At 38.4% G+C, this 24881-nt stretch carries 16 protein-coding genes; 10 read left to right on the forward strand and 6 right to left on the reverse strand.

Features of this window, described 5'->3' with window-relative positions:
* Positions 1 to 90 precede the first annotated feature (90 nt).
* From OQE68_RS15625 to OQE68_RS15660, 8 genes are all read left to right on the forward strand, one after another.
* Entirely contained in the window at positions 91 to 435 is a 345-nt protein-coding gene (locus OQE68_RS15625) for a translation initiation factor (RefSeq protein WP_180568691.1), read from the forward strand.
* A 16-nt stretch (positions 436 to 451) separates the two neighbouring features.
* Positions 452 to 1168: a response regulator gene (locus OQE68_RS15630; RefSeq protein ID WP_180568740.1), complete on the forward strand. Its 717-nt coding sequence runs from the start codon at positions 452 to 454 to the stop codon at positions 1166 to 1168.
* The gene (locus OQE68_RS15635) at positions 1162 to 2757 is read left to right on the forward strand and encodes a sensor histidine kinase (protein ID WP_180568690.1); all 1596 of its coding nucleotides are present in this window, start codon (positions 1162 to 1164) and stop codon (positions 2755 to 2757) included. Before OQE68_RS15630 ends, OQE68_RS15635 begins: the two co-directional genes overlap by 7 nt.
* Positions 2758 to 2911: 154 nt before the next feature.
* The gene (locus tag OQE68_RS15640; protein WP_180568689.1) at positions 2912 to 4468 is read left to right on the forward strand and encodes a hypothetical protein; all 1557 of its coding nucleotides are present in this window, start codon (positions 2912 to 2914) and stop codon (positions 4466 to 4468) included.
* 176 nt (positions 4469 to 4644) lie between these two features.
* Positions 4645 to 5715 (forward strand): hypothetical protein, encoded by a 1071-nt coding sequence (locus OQE68_RS15645; protein WP_180568688.1) that lies wholly within the window; start codon positions 4645 to 4647, stop codon positions 5713 to 5715.
* 13 nt (positions 5716 to 5728) lie between these two features.
* A complete protein-coding gene (locus OQE68_RS15650; RefSeq protein WP_180568687.1) occupies positions 5729 to 5941 on the forward strand; it encodes a hypothetical protein in 213 nt (70 codons plus the stop codon).
* A gap of 71 nt (positions 5942 to 6012) precedes the next feature.
* Complete coding sequence (locus OQE68_RS15655; RefSeq protein WP_266195689.1) at positions 6013 to 7059, forward strand: WD40 repeat domain-containing protein; 1047 nt, start codon at positions 6013 to 6015, stop codon at positions 7057 to 7059.
* Between the two features lie 11 nt (positions 7060 to 7070).
* Positions 7071 to 12164 (forward strand): OmpA family protein, encoded by a 5094-nt coding sequence (locus OQE68_RS15660; RefSeq protein ID WP_180568685.1) that lies wholly within the window; start codon positions 7071 to 7073, stop codon positions 12162 to 12164.
* Between the two features lie 74 nt (positions 12165 to 12238).
* On the opposite strand, the gene OQE68_RS15665 is transcribed toward OQE68_RS15660, so the two are convergent.
* Both OQE68_RS15665 and OQE68_RS15670 read right to left on the reverse strand, forming a co-directional pair.
* Complete coding sequence (locus OQE68_RS15665; RefSeq protein WP_180568684.1) at positions 12239 to 12601, reverse strand: P-loop NTPase family protein; 363 nt, start codon at positions 12599 to 12601, stop codon at positions 12239 to 12241.
* Between the two features lie 88 nt (positions 12602 to 12689).
* A complete protein-coding gene (locus tag OQE68_RS15670; protein ID WP_180568683.1) occupies positions 12690 to 13421 on the reverse strand; it encodes a tail fiber domain-containing protein in 732 nt (243 codons plus the stop codon).
* Positions 13422 to 14024: 603 nt separating this feature from the next.
* Between OQE68_RS15670 and parC the strand changes: the two genes are divergently transcribed.
* Positions 14025 to 16286 carry a DNA topoisomerase IV subunit A gene (gene parC, locus OQE68_RS15675; RefSeq protein WP_180568682.1) on the forward strand — a complete coding sequence of 754 codons (2262 nt, stop codon included), beginning with the start codon at positions 14025 to 14027 and terminating at the stop codon, positions 16284 to 16286.
* A gap of 46 nt (positions 16287 to 16332) precedes the next feature.
* On the opposite strand, the gene OQE68_RS15680 is transcribed toward parC, so the two are convergent.
* Positions 16333 to 17595, reverse strand: a complete 1263-nt coding sequence (locus tag OQE68_RS15680; RefSeq protein WP_266195690.1) for an AhpA/YtjB family protein — start codon at positions 17593 to 17595, stop codon at positions 16333 to 16335.
* A gap of 329 nt (positions 17596 to 17924) precedes the next feature.
* On the opposite strand from OQE68_RS15680, the gene OQE68_RS15685 reads away from it, so the two are divergent.
* Entirely contained in the window at positions 17925 to 19139 is a 1215-nt protein-coding gene (locus OQE68_RS15685; protein WP_180568680.1) for a hypothetical protein, read from the forward strand.
* 9 nt (positions 19140 to 19148) lie between these two features.
* Here OQE68_RS15685 and OQE68_RS15690 read toward each other — a convergent pair whose 3' ends face one another.
* The 3 genes from OQE68_RS15690 to OQE68_RS15700 all read right to left on the reverse strand — a co-directional run bounded on the left by OQE68_RS15690 (position 19149) and on the right by OQE68_RS15700 (position 24697).
* Positions 19149 to 21485 carry a putative bifunctional diguanylate cyclase/phosphodiesterase gene (locus tag OQE68_RS15690; protein WP_180568679.1) on the reverse strand — a complete coding sequence of 779 codons (2337 nt, stop codon included), beginning with the start codon at positions 21483 to 21485 and terminating at the stop codon, positions 19149 to 19151.
* A complete protein-coding gene (locus OQE68_RS15695; protein ID WP_180568678.1) occupies positions 21472 to 22512 on the reverse strand; it encodes a polyamine ABC transporter substrate-binding protein in 1041 nt (346 codons plus the stop codon). Before OQE68_RS15695 ends, OQE68_RS15690 begins: the two co-directional genes overlap by 14 nt.
* 106 nt (positions 22513 to 22618) lie before the next feature.
* Positions 22619 to 24697, reverse strand: a complete 2079-nt coding sequence (locus tag OQE68_RS15700; RefSeq protein WP_180568677.1) for a polyamine aminopropyltransferase — start codon at positions 24695 to 24697, stop codon at positions 22619 to 22621.
* Between the last annotated feature and the right edge of the window lie 184 nt (positions 24698 to 24881).

Consider the following 24881-nt stretch of genomic DNA (forward strand, 5'->3'; position numbering starts at 1 on the left):
TAGCGTGGTGTTAAGCAGGCTAGGTGCCTGTTAAAATTCACTGAGCCCAACAGTAAAATTAGTGTATTTAATGGTTAGAGTATATCCCTTATGGCAAAACGAGATCCATCTGATAATAGTCGACTAGTGTATTCTACTGATCAAGGAAGGATCAAACCTACTGAAGCAGAGGAAACTGTATCGGATACTTTCACTGATGGCGTGGCCAGAGTGCGTCGTGAGGTTAAGGGTAGAGGGGGTAAAACGGTAACCACTATCCAAGGCTTGGTCCTGACAGGAAACGACCTGAAAGCATTGGCAAAAAAGTTGAAGCAGCGTTGTGGTACGGGCGGAGCGGTGAAGCAAGGGGTGATTGAAATTCAGGGTGATCATTGCGATACCCTGATAGCTGAGCTTAATAAATTAGGGTATCCAGCTAAGCGAGGAGGGGGATAGGCGCCCTGTGAATAAAATGGAGAAAAAAATACTCGTTGCTGATGATGATCCCCATATTCGCCAGGTTATTGTATTTGCCTTACAGAAGGCTGGTATGTTGCCTATTGAAGCCAAGGATGGACAACAGGCCGTACAGCTGTTTGAGCAACATCAGCCTAGCTTGATTATTTTAGATATCAATATGCCAGAGCTGGATGGTTTGGAGGTGTGTAAAGCCATCAGAAAAACCTCTGAGGTGCCTATTCTGTTTTTATCATCACGAGATGATGAAGTAGATAAAATAATTGGCTTGGAAATAGGGGGTGATGACTATGTAACCAAGCCATTTAGCCCCAGAGAGCTAGTAGCCAGGGTAAATGTCATTTTAAAACGAGTACAACCTGTTAATGCAGAGCAACAGGTTAATCAGCAGTCAGCAGAAGTATATGAAAAGCTAACCCATGGTTTATTGGTGCTTGAACCAGAAACACACCAAGTGTTTTGGGGTAGTCAGCTGGTTAAACTAACAGCAATGGAGTTTTCAATTATTCATTGTTTTATGCGGCGTCCAGAAAAAGTGTTTGATCGTGATAGCATCATGAATGTTGCCTATGATATGAATATTCACGTCAGTGGCCGTACAATCGATAGCCATATTCGACATATCAGAAACAAATTTCAGCAGGCTGGCTGTGAATTAATCATCGAGACAGTTCATGGTGTCGGCTATCGGTTAGCTAAAAAGGTATGTTAACAAGCGAAAAACAGTACCAAGGAAGGCTGCGGTTACGCACAGTGTTTCTTATAGTTAGTTTAGTTGTGCTGGTTTTACCCTTAGGCAGCATATTTTTCTTTAGAATTTATGAAAATGAATTGGTTAGGCAAACAGAGTTATCATTGATCTCTCAGGCAGCAGTGATTGCCGCCAGTTATAAACAGCAAGTGGTGAATTTGGTTGAAGCTAAGTCGAGCTATGGTGTAAAAATAAATAGGGAGGCAAAACCAAAAATAGATAATTATTATACGCCTATTTACCCTCAAATTGATTTAGCTAAAAATAAGTCACTACCTTCCAGGCCGGATGGAATAACTTCAACAACCCATCCCGATGGAGTTGCTATCCAAGCAGGAAAAATATTAGCAGCGATATTGCGTGACTCACAAAAAACTACCCTTACAGGCATAAGGCTGTTGGACTATAACGGCAATGTTATTGCTGGTCGGTCAGAATTGGGGTTATCTTTTGCTCATATCAGTGAAATAAAAACGGCTATGCAAGGCCATTATGCCAGTGTCATTCGACAGCGAATTTCCGATGAGCCGCCACCAGCATTGGCCTCAATCAGTCGGGGGACAGGCATTAGAGTATTTGTTGCCTTGCCAATTATTCATAATGGCCGACTGTGGGGAGTGGTTTATCTTTCACGCACGCCTAAAAATATTTTAAAACATTTATACGCCGAAAAAGACAAAGTTATTTTGGCAGGAGCTACTATTGTAGTATTGACTTTTCTGTTGGCTCTTTTTACTTCTTATGCGATATCTCAGCCGATTTACCGACTAATTAAAAAAACCACCAGGGTATCTGAAGGTGACCATCAATCAATGGAACCATTGGAATACCCTGTTACCAAAGAGCTTGAGCTATTATCGAAAAGTTTCTCTAAAATGGCTAAATCGCTGCATCAGCGGTCGGAATATATTCGTGAATTTGCCGCTCATGTCTCTCATGAATTAAAAACACCGCTTACCAGTATTCAAGGGGCTGCAGAATTACTGATGGATCATATTGATGACATGGAGCACGCAACTAAACAGCAATTTTTGTCGAATATCCAACAGGATACAGACAGACTGAAGCGTTTAGTTACTCGCTTGTTAGAGTTAGCCAGGGCAGATAGTCAAACCAGTGATAATGAAACTGCTGATTTAATGGTAGTCTTAAATAAACTGTCATCACGTCATCAAGCAACTGGCTTACAAGTTGAGCTGCCAAAGCAACACAATTGTTGGGTGAGGATTACAGCCGATAATCTTGAAACAATCCTGATAAACTTATTCGATAATGCTAAGCAACATGATGCATCAGCAGTTAATATTTCCCTGAAAGTAAATAATCAACTGGTAGAGTTAATAATTACTGACAACGGTAGTGGAATATCTCAAGCAAATAGAGACAAAATATTTACACCTTTTTTTACCACAAGGAGAGAACAAAGTGGCACAGGACTTGGCCTGAGTATTATCAAGTCGCTAATGGAGGCCTGTCAGGGAAGTATTCGCCTGGCCGACACTGAGAAGGGCTCCAGCTTTATTTTGCAGTTCAGAAAGGCAGGTCACTAAAGCTAAATATCTATGACAACTAGTGTAATCTGATAACAGTGCTGGTGTTGACGAAATGGTTATCTTATTTTTGCGCATGGATCACTAGTACTATCCTTAATGAAAAAATATAGTAGCTGACTTTCCAGATATGCTGTTGCTAAGGTGCCCTTACATGCATACCCGTTTCACCGTTGGCGATAAAACCTACGAAATTCACTACCGTGGGTATCCCAGTGAAGATGACTTCTTTGAAAAACTGTTTACTAGCTATGATGAAATGCAACAGTTTCTAGATGAAAGTTGCAGAAGCGATCCTATGCTGGAAAGTAAACTGGTCACTCTTGCAGGCGAGTCAGGCACTGGTGATGTTAAAGAGCGTATTGTCCGTAAAATCCAGGATGGCGTTCTACAAATCAGTATTCGTGGAGTACCAACGCGTATTCCTTTTAATGTTAAACCCCGAAAACCGAAAGAGCCTGAGTATGTGCCAGAGCCTGTTCGGCTTGATCGAGAAGAAGAGCTCGATCTGGATTATAAAATTGTCGTCGAAGTAGCAGGCATCTGCCAGGATATGAACCAGGTAGTGGTATATGGCAATCGTCAAGCCGGGTTGATCGAACTCAACGAGGGCGCTACTCCTTACAAAAAAGACGGCACTTTGCACCGAAGCCTGGTCACAATTAGTAATATTCCTAATCAGCCCCGCAATCTGGGTTTACGCATATCAATGCATAAATCGAATGCTTCCGCTACCGAACCCCCACTTAACCTGCCGTTTGTTGAAAATGTACTCCCCGTTCATAAAGATACGGAAATGGAAGAATGGGATAACGTGATAATCCCTGTGAAACCTTTGGGTTACATTACTGAAAACAAACTACGGCCCGAGTCGAATATCTTACCCCATGGCGGCTGGGTATATGTATTTAAAGAGGGGAAAGTATGGCGAGAACTGCTAGTCAATAATCACCAAACCTATCGCGACACACGATTACACTACTACCGCAGTATGCGAACCAATCAATTCGCCATGGACGATTCAGAAAAGCGTAAAGCATTGGGAGCAGTGTTTCATACCATCTGGATACCATTTAAAGCCAACGGTAGCATTATCACTGGCTATCGAATGATGTACTCCCGCAAACAATTAACCTGGGAACAAATAGACCAATTAGAAAACAGCCCAGTGGCTCTAGAAAAACGCACCACACCGATTGATGCTATTGATGTTTATGAAAGCGGCAAGCACTTCGATTTAAACAGCGGCCCCGTCGGCCCCATCGCCCCCGCATTATTAGACCAAAACCCAGAAGTCGTCCCCCCACCAGAAAACCCGAGAAAAAAGCATTCCAACTATTTGGATGAACATCGAGGGGATAAGTTTGCAGTGGTGTATTTGGATGCGGTGCCCAAGGTGCTTCAACTTTACATACAACAAGATATTAAGCTGATAAATGAACAAAAGGATGACATTTTTTATTTGGGTACCACTGATGAGAGCTGGTATGAACAAATTACCTTAAAAGAAGCAGAGCCTGTTAATGACAGTTGGATCAAGATTGCTTTTGAAGATCCACCTGAAGGGGGAGAATATGATTTGATTCGTGTGCCAGTTAATGAATTAAATTCACCAGAGTTTATCTTAAAAGGTCAACCTTATAGTAAGTTACAAGAATTAACTATAGCTGGCTCTAAAGCATTGCAATCAGATAAAGCTAAAACAGGATAGTTTTTTAATGCTAGTTAAGGAAGACCTTAGAGGTATATATGGGCTTTTATGGCACCTTCAGTCCTGACTCCCTCGCCCTCAGGGAGAGGGTTGGGGTGAGGGACTAGTCTATAACAGACTAGTAAAAATAATTTAAATGAACTTGAAAGCGTTAGATGAAAATGCATTGTAAGAAGATGAAAAAACTTAATCATTACTTTTTTATTGTTGTAACAGCACTCTCCCTAATAGCCTGTCAACCTTCAGATTCGACTGATAACCAAGAACAGCCAGAATATAAAACTATCAGTGCATTAGATACCCCTGAGGCTAAAACCCAAAATGCTAAAATGGGACCACCTACACCGCCTTATGATTTCTTGGTGTTGGAAGAAGACTTAGATGATCCTAGGCAATTTGATCAGCCTCGTATTCAGTTCACCATGAGACGACAAGACTTGGATAGCCTCGCCAAAGAAGTATGGAGTATTAAAAAAGATGGTACTGATCTACGTCGAGTGGCATCTAAAGAGTATTTAAATCAGTTTGAAGAGGGAGTTATTGCTACTGCACGCCCCGTGCGCAGCCCAAACAACCGTTATTTAGCATTAATGATGACAGGAAAGCGGTTTGCCTATGATCCTATAATGTTAATTGACTTAAAAAACGATACGGCAGTGACAGTAGAAAAAGAGTCCCGTCAAGAGATGTATTTGAACTTCACACATGATAGCAAAAAGCTGCTTTATCGTTGGGGTACCACAATTCGTGAATATGATATTGAAACAGGCAAAACAATAGAAAAATATCAAAATGAAGAACCTTACATGGCATTTAAGATTTATGGCCCAAGTGATGATTTTATTGGTATTAGCTATCTAGGTACGATTTATAAATTTAAAAAAGATGGTAAAGAGCCGACTTATAAGAAAAATTTTTACCCAAAAAAATCTAAGTCTAGAATACTAGAAGTTGTAAGGTTTAGCTTAAATGGACGATTTGTTTTTTCAACGAAAAGCAGTGGTGCTATTGGTAACTTGTTAGTTGATACAATCAACGATAAAGCATATGAAACTGGAGAAAGAAATAGACCGTCAGTAGTTGCATTTATGGCTACTGAAGAGCCTGTTTATTATGACTTCAACTATAAAAAATTTGATGCAAGTCGTATCAATAATATTTCGTATAGTAAGGTTAAACCTGAGATTCCGCTAATTATGAAGTTAAAAGATGCTTTTTTATATAATCTGAATTTGAGTAATAAGTAAAAGGAGTTTTAAAGTGGCTAGTCAATCAGGTTCCGCAAAAGACAAACAGCTTTTGTATTTTATGACGGTAGAGGTTGATGAACAAGGAGAACCAACCGGTAAGTATGAACCTTTGCCAAACCAACTCATTTTTGCCAAAGTACCAAGCCATATAGCCGATGTTAAGCTACCGAAAGCACTAAAAGAAAAACAGAAAGATGATTCTAAAGCACAAGAGGTAAGATGAGAACATAGCTATGCTTCCGCAGGTGATCGCTAGACTTAATCTGAATAAACTGACATTAGTAGATTAATATAATGAATATATTCAAAAATCTCGTCACAATTTATACATTGTTACTGATAGTGGCTTGTAACAGTGAGCCAGAATATAAAACTATCAGTGCATTAGATACCCCTGAGGCTAAAACCCAAAATGCTAAAATGGGACCACCTACACCACCTTATGATTTCTTGGTGTTGGAAGAAGACTTAGATGACCCTAGGCAATTTGATCAGCCTCGTATTCAGTTCACCATGAGACGACAAGACTTGGATAGCCTTGCCAAAGAAGTATGGAGTATTAAAAAAGATGGTACTGATCTACGTCGAGTGGCATCTAAAGAGTATTTAAATCAGTTTGAAGAGGGAGTTATTGCTACTGCACGCCCTGTGCGCAGCCCAAACAATCGTTATTTAGCATTAATGATGACAGGTAAACGCTTTGCCTATGATCCCATAATGTTAATTGACTTAAAAAATGATACGGCAGTGACAGTAGAAAAAGAGTCCCGTCAAGAGATGTATTTGAACTTCACACATGATAGCAAAAAGCTGCTTTATCGTTGGGGGACCACAATTCGTGAATATGATATTGAAACAGGTAAAACAATAGAAAAATATCAAAACGAAGAACCTTACATGGCATTTAAGATTTATGGCCCAAATGATGACTTTATTGGTGTAAGTTATGGAGGCACTATTTATAAATTTAAAAAAGATGGTAAAGAGCCGACTTATAAGAAAAATTTTTTTCCTGAACTGTATAAAAAAAGAAGAATTGGTATGTTTGTTAAATTTAGTCCAAATGGTCGTTTTGTGTTTGCACTAAAGGGTAGTGCTAAAGGTGGAAATATTATAATTGATACAAGCCTAGATCAAATCTATGATATTGGCGAACAAGGTCGCCCTTCATTTGTAGCATTTATTGATAATGAAAAACCAGTATTTTATGACTTTAGATACAAAGAATTTGATGCAAGAGACTTAGATACAACACCATATAGACAGAAAAAACCAGTAATACCTTTTTCATTAAAACTCAATGATGCCACCCTATATAACTTACAAGCAGGAAGTAAATGATAGGAGCGAAAATGGCTAGTCAATCAGGTTCTGCGAAAGATAAACAGCTCTTGTATTTTATGACGGTAGAGGTTGATGAACAAGGAGAACCAACAGGTAGTTATGAGCCTTTGCCAAATCAACTCATTTTTGCCAAAGTACCAAGCCATATAGCTAATGTTAAGCTACCGAAGGTACTACAAGAAAAACAGAAAAATAATTCTAAAGAGCAAAATGAAAGTACAACTGCTGGAGAAAACAGCTCAGGTGGTGACATATGGGCTCCCTTAGTTAGCTCCGAAAATGGCGTTATTAAGTGGGCAACTGTCACCCCACAGTCAGTTAAAGCAACATTAGATGGTAAGCAGGATAATGCCAAGTATACCAAGAAAGATATCGACAATACCGACTTGATGCTAACGGTAGGTGAAGGGCAAAACTTTCATTTAGTACGTGATGCTGACGAACTGTTGTTCGAATCGATTGAATTTTTTACCCCACCCCAGGCATTGCTGAATTATGCTATGGCGGCGGCTGGGCCTAATTGGGCAAAAGCAATCAATAATGTATTAAAAGACAGCGGCATCACGGGTAATAAAGTTACCAAGAGAAATGTCAAGGAACAAGATATTTTTACATTACCAGCAGAGGAGCAATTGAACGATGATAATCAAGGGTTATTAACAAGAAGTAAAGAACAGCGTGCTGAATATCGGGTTTGGCGTAAAGAGTTGGCCAAAAATCATCGTACGGGTGAAGTCTATGGTTTTGTATTTCCTAGATTTAGGGGGGTAGTCGTACTTTTTTCTGACCAACGCTTTGAAAGAGCTACTGTTAAAGCTTGGCCCAAGCATCTTACAAAAAACCAAGCTAGAAGTAGCAAAAAAGATATTGAATTCTTCCCCGTGAGGTTATCAGCAGACCCTAATGATCCTATTTATCTAACTGCTCAGTTTAAATCAAAGGCTGACCTTAAAGCTGGGTTATATCAGTTTGAAATTGATTTATCAAGAACTGACTATGCTTCCAAAGGTCAATGGCACCCTACTATTGCCGGGAGTGAACAACATAAAATAGATGGCAATAATAAGTATAATTTATTAGCCTATCTGGACTTTGATATTAATACTCCTGTGGGTGATATTTCCATTGTTAATGGTGACCCAGTTGCGTTAGAAGAAGTAATGGTGCAGCAATGCCCTGAAATATTTGGTCATATTTTACGCCACGCCATGTGGGCAGATAAAGAAGATGTTCATGGACGGGTACCTAGCAATATTGCCAAAAAAGTATTAACAGGATTAGACTCAGCAGTACATGCAACAAAAGTAGGCAAAACCATTTATGATACTGTAGGTGGCTTTGCTACTGCTGGTGACCGGTGGAGTTATGGTATGGCCACCCTTACCGCATTAAAAGAGTTTGCACCAATACCTGAGAATTCAGCAACTTTTAAGGCAATGGAAGCTATTTTAGATATTAATGACTTGATCAGTAAAGGCCCGGCTTTATTTAAATCAGTGCAAGAATGGCGTAATGGTACATTAACCTCAACGGTTTTACAAAATCGCTGGATAAATGAGGCAGGTTTTACCAGTAACCGAGCTGCATACCGCAGAATGCGTCGAATGGGGCTATCAAGACTGCATGTAAAACTACTGGGACATACAACTGGTGGTATTATAAAAGCAGCAGCAGTGCTGGATGTAATAAATAAAACAGGTGACTTATGGTCTACAGGAAAAGCTATACATCATGCTAGCAAGAACCGTAGTCAAGCAGTTAATCAACTACATGCTATTAATGAGCATTACCATAAAATAACCCAAACTTTAAATGACTTAAGTTCTTGTACCGCTAATTATGTTGAAAAAAATATCTTAACTCAAAAAGACTATAAGGCAATTTTAAAGGATGAGTCTTTTTTGTCTGGTCAATTAGCTTTAGTAGGCACTCAGGAGGTCAAACTGAATGTTGTCTTTCCACAAGATAAAGATGAGATTTATCAAATTAATGGTAAATCTCAGTTAGGTTCAATACATGCCTTCGCAAAGGCCGTAATGCATCAATGCTCTGCTGATACAGTTGTTACTTTGAAAGGCTATGCCAGTACTGAAGGTGAATTTGAATATAATCAAAAGCTCTCTGAGCGACGAGTTGCGAATGTAAAGGCCAAATTAATTGAATACGGTGTACCTGCTGATAAATTACATATTATTGGTTATGGTGAAACTTTACCAATTCGCGACAAACAAGGAGAAGAGAATAAGGTACTTAGTCGTCGTGTAGAAGCTGTAGCTCGATTTTATAATAGTGAGCGTATTCCTATTTATCATACATTTAGACAGGGTAGTCAGAAAATACATGCGGCTATTTTACAAAGTATAAAGTATGACAAAAAAGTTAATGAGGAGTTAGGTAAGTTTGTATCGACTTGTATCGATTTAGTAATGGTTGCTGCTTCCTTCACTCCAATTGGGTTTGTCGTCGTCAATGCAATAACCGTGATCCAACTGGCTGGCAAGGTTGCAGATAAAGCTACTACTTTATTTGGCCCTGCTCAAGATATGGCTGATCGGTTATGTCAGGAAGGTTATTTTTCATCCAAACTAGACAAATATGCCAGTATTTATGCAGTTGAAGAAACATCGTATGCAAATCAACTTTTGCTAAAAGAGTCAATTGAAAAGTTTTATTATAAAAAGCAGGAAATCATAAAACATAATGTGAAACAAAATCCTGAGAAAGGGGAAGAGCTTTCACGAGATAGCTTAAGAATCGCAAAATATTTTCTTGATATTCAGTATCGCTTGCGCTTTGAGGCTATCCAAGGATTAGTGGGGCTGCTTAAAAGAGCGGCTATAGAATCGGATAGTCAAGAAGGCTATATTCAGGAACTTAAAAAGCTGAAAGTCGATTTATATATAAATAAATACATTATGAACGACAACTGGCTCTACCCTATGGACTTAGATTTTCCAGTATCCTTGGATGAGTTTTGGATGCAGGGAGTTGCTGAATATGAGCTTAGAGAGAGAGAAGAGAAGGGTGAAAGAACATGGGATAGTTGGGTTGCTCATGAGGTGTCTGATGCTTGGGGAGGAACAAAAGAATTTTTTCATCGGCCGTTAGTATCCATGCGTGGTTTTTTTAATAGCGCCTTTAATGATGTTGATGGCTCGGTTCGTGCGGAATTTCAGCGGGTATTTCCAGTACATTATTTTAGTGCTGAAGATACTTGGACATTTGCTAAAACCTTCAGGACCGACTTATCTGAAATCACCCCTGAAGACTACGAGTATGCTAATGTTTATTGGCGACCTTACGGCTCTAATAATAAAACTGAATGGCAAAAACTATACAAAAATAGAGATAAAGATGGTGATCTGATATCTATTTCACCACTTGATCAGATCAGGATTATAGTGGTAATGAAAGATCGACAAGATATCAAGGAAGCATTAGCTGTTCCATTTAAGTTACAGCTAAAAAGAGTTGATGGTATTTGGTCTGCTGATGGTCCTATTTATGATGGTTTTTTAAAGACACTAAATGAAGATGTGCTGCTTGATAATGAAAAATTTCTAGCAGGAAAAAAAGGCGCAATTATAATGCCTTATTACCAGCTTGGTAATAATGTTGTGTTTGGCACCAAACCCATGACAGGTAACTTTCAGAAAATGGAGCGTTATTTTGTTAATGATTCATCTCCAATAGCTAAAGCGGCACGTCACCTATTCTTGGATGAGGATGTATACAAACAATACCAGCTTGGTATTCTAGGTGATATGAATTATGAATTTACCATTGAAGTCGCAAACCAAAGTACTTCTTTATATCATATATCTATTTATAAACGTGACTTGTATCATTGGCTGACAAGGCTAAAGACAGGTGAAGATAGGATAGATGATTATAAGGTATCTATTGATGTTAATAAAAAATATGGAGATGTTTACTTAGAAAAACTTTTTCTTCATAAGAAATTTTTAACATCATCATCTTATAAATTTGAGTATCCACCTTTATTTGATGGGAATATTACTTGTGTTGCTTTATTTAAAATAGGAAAGAATAACCCCTACTTTATGTTGCATGATTCCTTTGTTGGTGATGATGATATCCCTGGTATGAATGAATATAAAGTAAGAGGCCAACCTTTAATTTTTAATGGCACACGCGTAAGGATTCCAGATTTCGATTGGAGTACATCGGTAGAAGTTGTGCTATTGGTGGCTTGTGATAAATTAACCAAGAATGGCTACTTAGAAATTAAACATTCAAAATCTGCTGATGGCTCTTATGAATACCAAGCAGATAGAGCCGAGCAGCAGAAAAAAAGCTGGACAAGAATACCTATCTCATTTCAGTTAGCTGAAGCTTCAAGAAACCCTATGATTTTAGGTCCTGTTATTGGTGAAAGACTACACTATCTGGGTCATTTTGATGGAGATTTAAACTGGACAGACTCTGAAATACCCTATGACCCAGAACGTTTTAGTGAGATCACTAGACTATTGGCTACGGGTACTAAAGATCAAAAAGAAGCAATGTCAGGACAAACAGGGCTTTTTGATTTTCTTAACGAACGCCATGTATTCGCCTGCCATCATAAATTTAGTTATACCGCACCTACTGGTAAGAAAATAAACTCTCTTCGGCCATTTGGTAAAACTGATTTTGCTAATAGAGAAAGGGTTAAACTAGGCAAAGATGGTATTCTCAACCCAAATGAGGATAGAGATAAAGCTGATAGATCTCATTATGGAAGCTTTTTCTTTACAATTACCAACATTCAAACCCCTGATCTTTCAGGTGTAAATATTCAAGATATATCCGAGGATGGCGAAGGCTCAAGTTTTTTTAGTACTCCTACTCGATTACAAGTACCACGACCCTGGAATTATTTTTCTGGTGTACCATGGATTCAAATGGATCAAGACAAAATAGATGAAGCTATAAAAAGATTACAAGAGAATAAAGAAAATTCAGGTAAACATAGAATGACAGTTGAAATGGAGTGGATTCTTGCTCCAAAAGAAAAAAGGGAAAAGCTAATTAAAGATTGGATTGAAAAGGAAGTAAACGATGTTAATTATAGAATCAAAGGAGATCATGCAATTTAGTAGATTAAATTTGAGTATTGTGATTTTTTGTTAGGGGTGTTATAAGTTGAAAATACTTAGAACACCTGTTTGGTCTATATGGTAGGCGGATCCAAATACCCCTGACACTCCCGTGGATTTTTTAACCGAACAAACTTTATATGTTTGTAGGCTTCATCCGCAGCTAACTGTGAATATTTAGCTTTATTTTTATAGTAGGTTTTTATGGTCCAAAGGACTATGGAATCTTTTGAGAAAAGTTTACCAAAGCTTTCTCTATTGCCTGTGCCAGGCCATAGCTCTTGTTTGGTAAGGGATCTGTTAAGAGCACGCGTTATAGCTTGGTATAAGGTTCTAGGAAAGCTGTAGTCTATCCAAATAATGGTATCCACCGCTTTCCATTTTACTGGTGTGCTACGGGGGTAGTTACCATCCAGTACCCACTTATCAAGCTTCAAACGATCTTCTACATTTTAAAAAAATTCTTTATCGTTAGGCCAATACCAGTTTTTACCCCAAAAAATAGAGTCCATTCGGCTAGGGTAACTACTGTCTTGCTTCTAAGGCTTCAATTCGTGTATTTAGTTCTTTGATAGATTCCAAAAGAACTGGAACCAAGCCGCGATAATCAACACGCAAGTAACCTTGGTCATCTTGCTTTACTAGTTCTGGGAATTCAGCTTGTACTTCTTGGGCAATAACGCCGTATTCTGTTTGGCCAGCTAATTGTCCCTGAACACTGTCTGGTCGCCATGAATAGCTATAGCCACTAACACGACTGACTTTATCTAAACTCTCTTGCAAAGGTTGAATATCTTGTTTTAGGCGGATATCGCTGAGCCCAAAACTATAATCTCTCGCTAAAACTCTATTCTTTTCAACATAACCTGGAGCAATAAAAAACTGACCATTGGCTTTATTGACTTTGAACAAACTCCAGGCGCTAAAAACATTGTTAGCCGGTTGAACAGCATAGCCAGAACTACACTTATTTTTTATTGATAAGTAGTCTGCTTCGCTAATACTAAAAATGTTTACATTGAATGAACCCCACTCTCCTAAAGGTAGAATGGTTGACCCCCAAGCTCCTGAAACAATTAAAGGAGCATATGAGAGTCCAGCTCTACCAACTGGTATTAATGGCTTATTTGGATCCTGTAACCAGTGCCATTCACTACCATCAAGCTTTCCACAAAACACCTGTGTGGTTTCAGCGTAAGCACTTGAGGTTGGCCCTAAAACTACAACGCTAGTGAATAATAGCTTAGATAATTTCATTTATTTAGTTTTTTAGTAATGGTTTAAGATTAAATAATTTTAATGTCTTATTTATTGTGATGTGTTGGTGTTTTGTGTTTGTTGGTAAATCGGTTGTTAAAGGTATTAAGCTACCTCTATAGCTCATCAGAATAAAAAATGGTCGAATATGAAAAATGAACTTTAAAACTGCTGATATTGCTGATCGGTTTTGTAGCTAATCGTGAAACCACCAGAAAAATTTGAGAGATAAGGGTCGGTATCTGTTAAAGTCATGAACTACACAATGGTCTTTTTCAAATTGCAGCCCCATCAAATGGAGCACACACATCGGTCAACTGCTGTTTTAAGCATCTCAATGATACTGTTGAGTTATTATTGCTTTGGTTATTTCTTGATAGCTCGCCATCTGCTCAAATAAACACCACTATAGGTGATATATCTTATCCAAAAGTCGTAGCTTTACCCTTTACTATTGGGTATGCATACTATGACCATAATCTTTTGACGTTAAGACTGTCTGATATACAGTTTTAGATAACTGGAAAGCTTAGATAGTTTGAAAGTTTAGGCTTAGATAGTTTGAAAGTTTAGAAAGTTAGCAAGCAAAGTAGGTAATCTTTTATGAATGACATCGTGATTGGCGATGATGGGGTTGAGCGCCAGTCGCTACACCAGTACACAGAAAGTGCATACTTGAACTATTCAATGTATGTGATTTTAGATCGTGCTTTGCCGCATATTGGTGATGGTTTAAAGCCCGTTCAACGACGCATTGTGTATGCCATGAGCGAACTTGGCTTGAAAAATACAGCTAAGTATAAGAAATCTGCTCGTACGGTGGGTGACGTATTGGGTAAATATCATCCACATGGCGACAGTGCTTGTTATGAAGCTATGGTGCTGATGGCACAGTCCTTTTCTTATCGTTACCCATTGGTTGATGGGCAGGGCAACTGGGGCTCGGCAGATGATCCAAAATCTTTCGCGGCGATGCGTTATACCGAGTCACGGTTATCGGGCTTTTCAGAGCTTTTACTGTCTGAACTAGGGCAAGGTACAGTTGATTGGCAGCCGAACTTTGATGGTTCGTTAGATGAACCAATGATGTTACCTGCCCGCGTGCCCACTGTGCTTTTAAACGGTGGTACTGGTATTGCGGTAGGGATGGCAACCGATATCCCTCCTCATAACCTACGAGAAGTGGTAAATGCTTGTGTGTATCTTTTAGATAACCCTAAGGCTGCCTTACCTGAGTTATTGGAATATATTCCAGCGCCAGATTTTCCTACTGAGGCAGAACTCATTACCCCCAAGCAAGATATTTTAAAAATGTACCAAACGGGTCGTGGTAGCTTGCGAATGAGGGGTATTTACCATACTGAAAATGGTGATGTAGTAATTACAGCACTGCCTCATCAGGTTTCTGGTGCCAAGGTGCTTGAGCAAATTGCAGATCAGATGCAAAAGAAAAAGTTACCGATGGTAGCGGATTTACGGGATGAGTCTGACCATGAAAACCCAACCCGGCTGGTGATAGTGCCTCGCTCTAATCGGGTAGATATTGAACAGCTGATGGCGCATTTATTTGCCACAACGGATTTAGAGCGTACCTATCGAGTGAACCTGAATATGATAGGGGTGGATGGTCGCCCACAGGTTAAGTCGTTAGATGTTATTTTAAATGAGTGGCTTGGTTTCCGTCGGGATACTGTGACTAAACGGCTTCAGTATCGTTTAGATAAAGTTAATCGACGAATTCATTTGTTAGAAGGTTTGTTAATTGCCTATCTCAATATTGATGAAGTCATTGAGATTATTCGTACTGAAGATCATCCGAAAGCGGCATTAATGGAGCGTTTTGGTTTATCTGATGACCAAGCAGAAGCCATTTTAGAGTTAAAACTGCGCCGGTTAGCCAAGCTGGAAGAAATGAAAATTCGAGGTGAACAGGACGAGCTAAGCAAAGAGCGAGACAAGCTGGAAAAAACCCTTAACTCACCAGCGCGGCTGAAGACGTTAATTAAAAAAGAGTTGCAAGCTGATGCTAAACAATACGGTGATGATCGTCGTTCGCCATTGGTCGCTCGCGAAGAGGCAAAAGCATTAACTGAGGCGGACTTATTATCTTCAGACCCGGTCACTATTGTTCTATCTAAGAAAGGCTGGGTAAGAGCAGCAAAAGGCCATGAGGTTGACCCAACTGTACTGAACTATAAATCGGGTGACGACTATATGTTTTCAGTGCGGAGTAAAAGTAATGAACCTACTTTATTTATAGATTCCACTGGTCGTTCTTATACGGTTGCCACACATACACTACCATCAGCCAGGGGGCAGGGAGAACCACTAACTGGGCGTTTATCTGTACCTTCTGGTGCTAGCTTTAAAGGCATGTTTAATGGTGATGAAAATACCCTGTTGTTATTGGCATCAGATGCTGGTTACGGTTTTGTTACCAAAGCATCTGACTTGTTAACTAAAAATAAAACCGGTAAAGCTGTATTAACTTTGCCAAAAGGAGCAGAGGTTTTAACGCCATCAGTTGTACGAGATATAGAAGAGCAAGACTTGGCGGTATTTACGAATGAAGGTCGCCTGCTGGTTTTTGCTGTGGCTGATTTACCTATGATGGCAAGAGGGAAGGGAAATAAAATTATTAATATCCCAGCCGCACGAGCTGCAGAACGGGAAGAATATGTTGTCAGCCTACAGGTGTTGGGTAGAGCAGATAGCTTAATGGTGTACTCTGGTCGTCGTAAGCTGGTGCTTAAGCCCGGAGATATTGAGCATTATGTTGGCGAGCGGGGGCGTCGTGGTAGCAAACTACCGAGAGGCTTCCAGAAGGTTGATGGTGTGGAAGTGATAGAGGCTGAAGGAGAATAAAACAAGTCAGTTCTTCCCTGAGGGGAAGAACTGACTTGTTATCTTTCTAGCCAACTTGGCTTTGTTGCTCATCATTGTCATCAAACTCAATAGCTGTAACGCGTTTAATATTAGGGAGTTCCAAAACGGATTCTGTTTGAACTCGACTGTCATTAAAAATTTCTAGAGTAGCTTCATGGATGAACAGTTCGTCAGTTGCCAGGCAGGCAATTTGCTTAGCTTCACAAGCAGCACTAGCTTGTAACGCTGGGTGTTTACTCAGTGTGGGATGTTTACGTGGTTGGTTGTCGATGCTAATTCCTAGGCCCATGGTTATTTTATTGGTTTGTTGGTCACTAGGTTGGTAATTGAGAATATCAATTGCTGTTTGAATTGCTTTGAAAAAGAAGTCTTCAACCTGATTTTGCAGGAAGCTGATAAAAACATTGCCTTCTGTTGAGTAGTTAATATGGCCACTATGTTGGTTGGCAAGTGTTTCAATATAGTTCAACTGCTGATTAAGCATTTGATTAAACAGCTCACTCGTTAAGCACTGCTTAAGCGTATCAATATTTGAAAATTGTATACAAATCGTTGCAGAATGGTTAAGAATGTGGCTGGGCACTTCAACAACAGGTGCTGTATCGGGCGGTAACAGGCTTGGTATAGAGCGAGCAAGCAGGCCTAACTCATCGTTACGCGTTGTATTTTTTAGCTGGTAAATAGCGCTTTTATCTTTTCGCTGAATAATAGCAGTGAGCTTTCGTAAATCCAGGCTTAGCCTGTTTGTTTGCTGAATAAACAACAGTAAGCCGCAGATTAGTAACATGATGCTGGTAAAAACAACCATAGTGGTTGCATCTTTTGCTGGCTTGCTGATGTAAAAGTCATTAAGTTTTATTCTGACTAAACCAACAAACACTTCTTGGTGGTGTACTGGAGCTGTATAAGTTTTTTTGGTAGCCAACTGTTGTTTTTTAGACTTGGTGGTAGCTGAAGCTAACAGCTGGTTTTTGGTGCTGTAAATACTGGCACTGTATATATAGGGATTTTCTACCAGATCACTTAGCAGGACATTTAAGCTTATTCGGTCGTTAGTCATCAGTAGCTCACCAGCCATATTGGCTGTTTGCTTACTAATCGTTTCGCCGAATGCCTCAGCCTGTTGATGGGCACTGGTGTTAATTTCTTCATAGGCAATATAGCTGAAGATGCTGCAAAACATAATCAGGATAATGCTAAACAATACAGCCAATTTTTTGTTTAAAGTGAAATGGGTATTTTTAACTTTCGTTATGAAGGTAAGGAATATGTTGTTGGAAATTGCCACAATATAAAACCATTAGATAGTAAAGGGCTTGTTGATATTTGCCTGGAGAGCGTTGCTGGCAGATATTACTATCAATGGCTGATACGAACTAGAAGAGATGCTTAAAATCTTTACTTGGTTGGTACAAAAGGATGAGAATACATTTTTTCAAGCAAATGAGCGCAATATAAAACGAATGGATGAAAGAACGGGAATGTCTGAATTATACTGGTCTTTAAAGTGAGCGATTGTTCATATATAAAAGCTGAAATTGTTATACAATGCAATGTTATATTCATATTATATTGGTGTGGCATTGCCAGGCTTATAATTGATCGTGGTGCTTATAAATGATCAGTGGTGTTTTAAATAATTCAACAGCATTAACTGGAAGTAGCAAACTTGCGACTAACCCGTCTTATAAGGCGATTAGCAATCTTATAGCGAAACAGCTGTCAGATCAGTCTTCTCATCAAGAGCTAACCAGCGCACTGGTAAAAGCTATCGAGTTTAAGCAGAAAAGTGCTTCAGCTGGGCTGGCTGCGATAGATGTAGCAGCAAAGCTTAAGCAAGCAATTCTTGATAACGATAAAATTAATCCTGAGTTTAAAGGGCTAAAAGATAAACTACTGACGATTCTTATAGGTATTTACCGTAAGCTGGAAGCAGAGCCTATATTGCATAAAGCAATGAACAATCATAAGGCGCTTCAGGCATTTGATAAGCAGCAGGCCTGGCGGTTAATGACTGATCATAGCCAACAGGAGCTAAGAGGTGAATATGGTTTTGAAGATGAGGCTGGTTATTTAGCCGCCATGTTTTATGGCTTCAGCCATATGCTCTCTACAGTGGAACAGCCATTAGATACCACATTATTGGAAAAACTACAGAGTAAGGCTGTAGCAGGCGTATTACCTGTCGGTAAAACGATGCAGGAACAGCTGATCCAGGAGCAATATGGACTACCAGAAATTACCTTACCAACTGGTTACCAGGATCAACAAGCAGTTACCAAAAGCCTGATGGCAGGAGATCCATTAATAGATAAACAAGTCAACGCTTCTGAAACTGGGCTAATTGAATTAATTAAGGGCTATCAGCTGGAGCCCTGGTTTGAAGTGTTAGGAGTGATATTAAAGGATGGCTCTTTAAGTTATGAAGATGCTCAGCAAATTAACTTACAGATTAAGCCTAGAACCGCTGCCCAATGTACGGAACTGACAGCCGATATATTAACTGATTACAATCAGGCACAAAGTTTTTCTCGAACTGAAAACGATAAATTAGCGGCCATTGCTCGCTGCTGCCAGGAGTTGGCCAGGGCAAAACCTTTTATCGATGGTAATATCAGAACAATTGGTGTTTTGGTTGCTAATAAATTGTTGTTGCAACAACAGCTAACCCCGGTGATTATGCCAAACCCCCATCGATTTACGGCATTTTCAGCAAAAGAGCTTTTATCAGAGATGAAGTTTGGTCAAAGTCTATTTGAAAACTATACGTTAACTCAGTTTAAACCAGTTAGTGAGTCTGAGGGGATACCCTCCTATGCCAAGTTTATTTAAAGGTATTCTTTAACTGGATTTTTTAATAATTGGCTGGCTATTAGCTTTTTCAATATGTGCGGATAATGGCTCTGGTTTCGCATAATAAAAACCTTGCAAGTAATCGCAGCCAGCCTCAATAAGAATAGAAGCCTGCTCTTCTCTTTCAATGCCTTCAGCCGTTACTTGAAAACCCTGTTGTTTACAATACTTAATAAGTGCAATGACCATCGCACAACGGCGAGTATCCACCATCATATCCACTAATGATTTATCGATTTTAATAGTATCGATTGGGTAGTTTAATAGCTGAACCAAAGAGGTATAACCTGAGCCAAAATCATCAATGGCCAAAGATAAGCCTAATTTTTTTAAATCATGTAAATTATTTTCAACTTTTGTTAAATCCTGAATTTCGAACGTTTCAGTGATTTCTAATTGAAAAACAACAGATGTAAGATCAGTTTGATTAAATAATTTAGCAATTTGTTCGCTAAATAGCTGAGAGCTAAGTTGAGCTGAAGATATATTAATAGAAAGTTTTAAATGGTTTCCGAATAGTTCCAATAAGGTTTTAGAATCATGAATTACTTGTTGTATAACCCATAAATCGATAGCTTCAAAGTATCCCCTGCTTTCTGCAATAGGGATAAACTCTGCTGGTGAAACAAAGCCTAATGCTTTGGAATGCCATCTTAGTAAAGCTTCAACCCCTGCTACGCGATTTTTTTTAGTATCGATAATGGGCATATAGTAAACTTCAAATTCAGAAAAATTTTTCTTCTTTAACTCTGTTTCAATTTCTTTATCCCGGCGGGCCTGAGAGGCGAGCTCTTGAGAATAAAAAGCATATTGATTTTTCCCCGCATGTTTAGCTTGGTACATAGCAGCGTCTGAATTGGAAATAAGCTCTGTTGGGTTTGCACCATCATTGGGGTAAATAGCTATACCAATACTAGCAGAGATGGGGAAGTGGCCAACTTCACAAGTAAAGCCATTGTCGAATAAACTCAGAATACGCTCAGCGACTTTATATAATACTGCATCTTTATTAAACTCATGCAGCAATACAGCAAATTCATCTCCAGCCAAGCGAGCTAAATCATGATCATAAAATTTTAGTACGATATCGGTTGTGCGTACGGTATCTTGTAATCTTGTAGCAAAGGCTTTTAGTAAAATATCGCCGGTTTCATGACCATATTTATCATTAACAAATTTAAAATTATCTAGGTCCACATATAATAAACCGACCTTTTGATTATTGTGCTCTGCTCGATGTAATACTCTTTCTAGACAGCGAGTAAACATTCTACGATTATAAAGTTTAGTGAGAGCATCTTTTTCAGCCATTTCTTTAGTGACTTCGTAAGCACCGTGTAACTGGCTATATAATTTAGCAAATACACGGCTTAAGCTACCTACTTCATCATCACTTTTATAGGGAAGAGGCTGTTGTTTATGACCTTCTAGTACTTCAGTAATTTCATGCTCTAAATTTTGGATGGGACCAGTTATATATCGTTTAATTAGATTATTGAGTACAATATAAGAGCATAATGTCAACAAAATAAATGAAACAGAAATTCTTAAGTAAAGTTCATTCAACAGCTCTTGGATGAACTTATTATCGACTTCTAAGTAAATTGAACCTAAATTGGGGATAGCATGTGAGACTTGAATCATTGCACCTGATACAGGAAGAGGCTGGTTCTCTGCATATAACTCTGAAATTCTACCTGTCGTTTGCTTCAGCGTTTGTCTTAGTTGATCAAAGCCTTTGATATCAAAGGCCATTACCACTGCAACGGCTTTGGACCAGTCTTTCATCAGTGGTTGACGTAAGGTATAACGGTCAATAAATCGAACATAAACGAGTCTAATTGAACCATTGTGTTTAATTAGTGTTCTAGCGCTAGGTGTAAAGGTTTCTCGCCTTTTTTTTACAATTTCAGGTATTCTAGGATCAATTTCACTGAAAGGATCATCACTGTTTTCATAATAAAACTCAACCTGATTATCAGGTGATAAAATAGATAAGGATAGATAACCTATGCTAACATCATCTAACTCTTTAATTGCAGCCTCTAAGTTACCTTCAATAGCTAATGCTTTAAAGCGTTTATCTTCAATTTTTAAAAAATTCTGTAGTTCTGCGCTACGAACTAACGCAGGAAAGTATGTATCTGCAAAACTTAAATAAAGATTTAAATTGGCAACTAATTGATTAAGTTGTAGCTTGGCTTCACTTGACTGAAAGTGGATGATAGACTGCTTTTGAATCTGATAAATACCCAAAAAAGTTATTAAATAACTAAAAATTAAGACAGGTAATATAAGCGATTTTACGCGTTTATTTAGTCTCATGGTCTTTGCTTAATGCTCGCATAATCCGATTGCGTTGAGTCATGCTTTTATCTGATATAATTCGGTATGGCTCACTTTTATCTAGTATTTCAACACTTGGGTATAGGCTTTTATCATTTTTAAGTTCTTCATCTATTAATGGCATAGCTGCTTTATTGGCTGTGGCACTGCCTGTGTCATTAGCATTGAGTGCAGCAATGTCAGGCTTATTCAGAAAATTAATAAAAGCCAAAGCATCTTGTTTGTTTTTGCTACTAGCAAGTACAGCGATACAGTCCACCCATAATGAAGTGCCTTCTTTAGGTACAGCAAACTTCCATACTTCTTTTCCAACAATATCATTGAGAGTGTATTCATCACCGCTATAGGCAAGCGCCATAAATAACTCATCATCATCAGGTTTGGCACTAATATAACTGATTACATAGTCATAAGTCAGAACCTTTGGGAGTTGTTGCTTTAACAAAGTATAAGCAGCCTTTAGGTGATCTACATTTTCGCTATAAATAGGGAGGCCGCTTGCTCTTAAAGCTGGGATTAGGGTGTCAGTATAATCTTCAAGCATTCCAATATGACCTGCTAATTCGGGAGAAGGGGCAAGTAAATCTTGCCAGGAAGTGGGGGGAGATTTAACTTTATCAGCACGGTAAGCAATGCCTGTTGTTCCCCAGAAGTAAGGAACGCCAAAATTACCACAACTTCGTAACCAACGCCTTTCTGTATTGCTGATGTTTTTTACTTCTGTACTAGTAATTGGCAGAAGTTTATTGTTTTTGCCAAATAGCTGGGCTGAGGTACTATCAATAATAACTAGATCATACTGTTCTGAGCTTTGTGTAGCTAATACCTCATCACGCATTTCATCACTGTCGTAATACACCTGTTTTAAGATAACACCTGTTTGTTCTTGCCATTGCTGAATGACTTTCTCTGATAGATACTCTTGCCAGTTGAAAAGAATTAGTTCTTTTGCGTGGCTATGAAAGCTTGTGCAAGTTAAACAAACAAATAGGATGAAAAACTTCATAGCAAACTGCCTTTTTAGTATTAACTATGGATATTAACTATCGCATCTGTATTGGGTATAGATAGCTACATTCTATGGATAGTGTTACTTGACAGTGTAGTCTTCATCAGCCTGCTTTTGTATAGTTAAGTCGTGCGGTAAACTTCTGAAAAGCATAAGCCGCAGCAAGATAACAACAAGCAGCGATTAAAAGTAGGCTGTTGAATCCCAGCTCTATTGCGATAATCGGTGCAAGTAAAATACTGATTACAGATGCGCTATTGTTAATACTCCATGCCCAAGGGATAAGTTGATCTAGTTGTTTTCCTAATGATGCCAGCGCAGTTGCAAATGGAAACCCGATGGCTACTGTCAAAGGAGATATAATTATTATTGCAATGATGCTTTTAGTTAATAAAGTACTATGCCTTAGCCACTCGAAAAGCAAGGGAAGAATAAACTGTAATGAAATAAGTGATAAGATAATGCAGATAACGGTAGTATTAATGAGCAAGCTATAGCTGAATTGTTTATTGATTAATATGTTGGCTAATATGCTGCCAATGCCAGAAAATATTAAAAAGCTGCAAGTTGTTACAGTGACAGCAATCAATATATTATCGAACCAGAGAACAAAATATTGGATAAAGGCTATTTCTAAAAAGAAAAAGCTGAATCCAATTAATAAAAAGTAGTCAGTGAAAGCTAAGGAATGACTTTTTAATAAGGCCGTATTGGTAGAGTGACTGTTGTGAAATATAAGTGGTAATATAATTAGTAGGGTACTGAAAATAATGCAAATGATTAAAATAAGAAACTGTAATAAATAGCTGGTTTCAATGAGTGATATGCCACCTTTTCTCGCAAGAGATAGGAATTCATTGATAGAAGTCCACTTGAAAAAATGGTTGAAGAAAGGTTTGTTGTCTGATGTGACAGAAATATCAAATTTATAACTTAACCTAAAATTCTTATTGTTGAGAATTGTTTCGTTGATAAGTTGATGAAAGGTTGGGTGTGGAATAATATTGGTTTTATTTGTTTGGACAGCAGTGATGTTAGGGAAATAAATAGTATCAAATCCTTTTGCATGACAAAACTGAATAATGTTTGAAATTATTCCAGAATTTAATGGCTGTTTGCTTAGTAAAATAGTTAATGTTTTCCAACTTCTAATTAGTACTAAATGGTTACCTGGAGACTCAATACCTTGTTGATTAAGCATTGATTGAATAGTGTTAACTAACTTAAGACTGCTCCGAGCTGGTAGGTCCAACCAGTGAGTAAATTGAACTACCCCTTGATGGGTGAGTGCCCGCCAATATTGCTCGATTGCCTCAACGGTATAATTATAGTTCTCTGCAAGAGAATAAATATTACTCCCTATGTGTCCACCATCAATAAAATCGAGCTGAATAACATCATATTTTTTGTCAGGGAAAGCCAAAAAAAAACTGCGAAAGCTTTGGTTGTATATCTGAGTTTGTGGTGCGAGATGTTTCCAGCCTGTGTAGTTTGCTAGTTTATCAGTAAAAATATTGATTATCAGTGGGTTAGGTTCAACAATATCAATGTGATTAGCCTGGTGATAAAAAGCCTGTAATAAAGTACTACCGCCAGCTAAACCAAGAATTAATTGTTGAGGCTTTTTTATAACTTGATAAGCTAATGCCGATGAGGTGTCAGCCAGAAATGCTAAGGTGTCTGGTTTATTTTCAGTAAATTGATTAATAGCTGAAAAATGGTTGGCATCAATGAACATTCCTAGCTGATCAGGAATAATAGCTGATGATTGGAGGCTTAAGCCTGCTACAGCTCGGTAAGGAATAACAGGGCTTTTAACTACGTGAATCAGACTTTGTGGATTAGAAAGCTGGAGTATAACACTTGACTGTGGAAGTTGGAGGATTTGCGGTAGTGGTTTAAAATTATTAATATTTAATGGATGATGCAATATAGAAAAAATAGCACATATAATGATACTACTAATAATAATACACAAAAACAAGTGTAGATGGTATTTTGTTGTTAATTCATACCAAGCAATAACCAATGTAGCAACAGCAAAGCTGCAAATTACTAGCAAAATAGTATGTGGGTGTAGAAACTCTAATAAAACAATAATGAGCCCTGCTCCAACACCTGAACCTACTAAATTGACACCATATACTGCAGGTATGCTGTGTTTGAAAAATTTTAAACTCATTACTATACAGTTTGCTGCAAAGAAAAAAGGAATTAACAATAGAATGAAAATAATGAAAAATTGTAACCAGGATTGGTAACTCCAAAGTAATGTTTGTTGTTGAAAAGGAATGAGTTGTACTAAGTAGAAGCAACTAAAAGAACTGATACCAAATAGTAAATAGCTAATCAAAAAAAATAATGTG

Source organism: Spartinivicinus marinus (assembly GCF_026309355.1).
Taxonomy (GTDB): Bacteria; Pseudomonadota; Gammaproteobacteria; order Pseudomonadales; family Zooshikellaceae; genus Spartinivicinus; species Spartinivicinus marinus.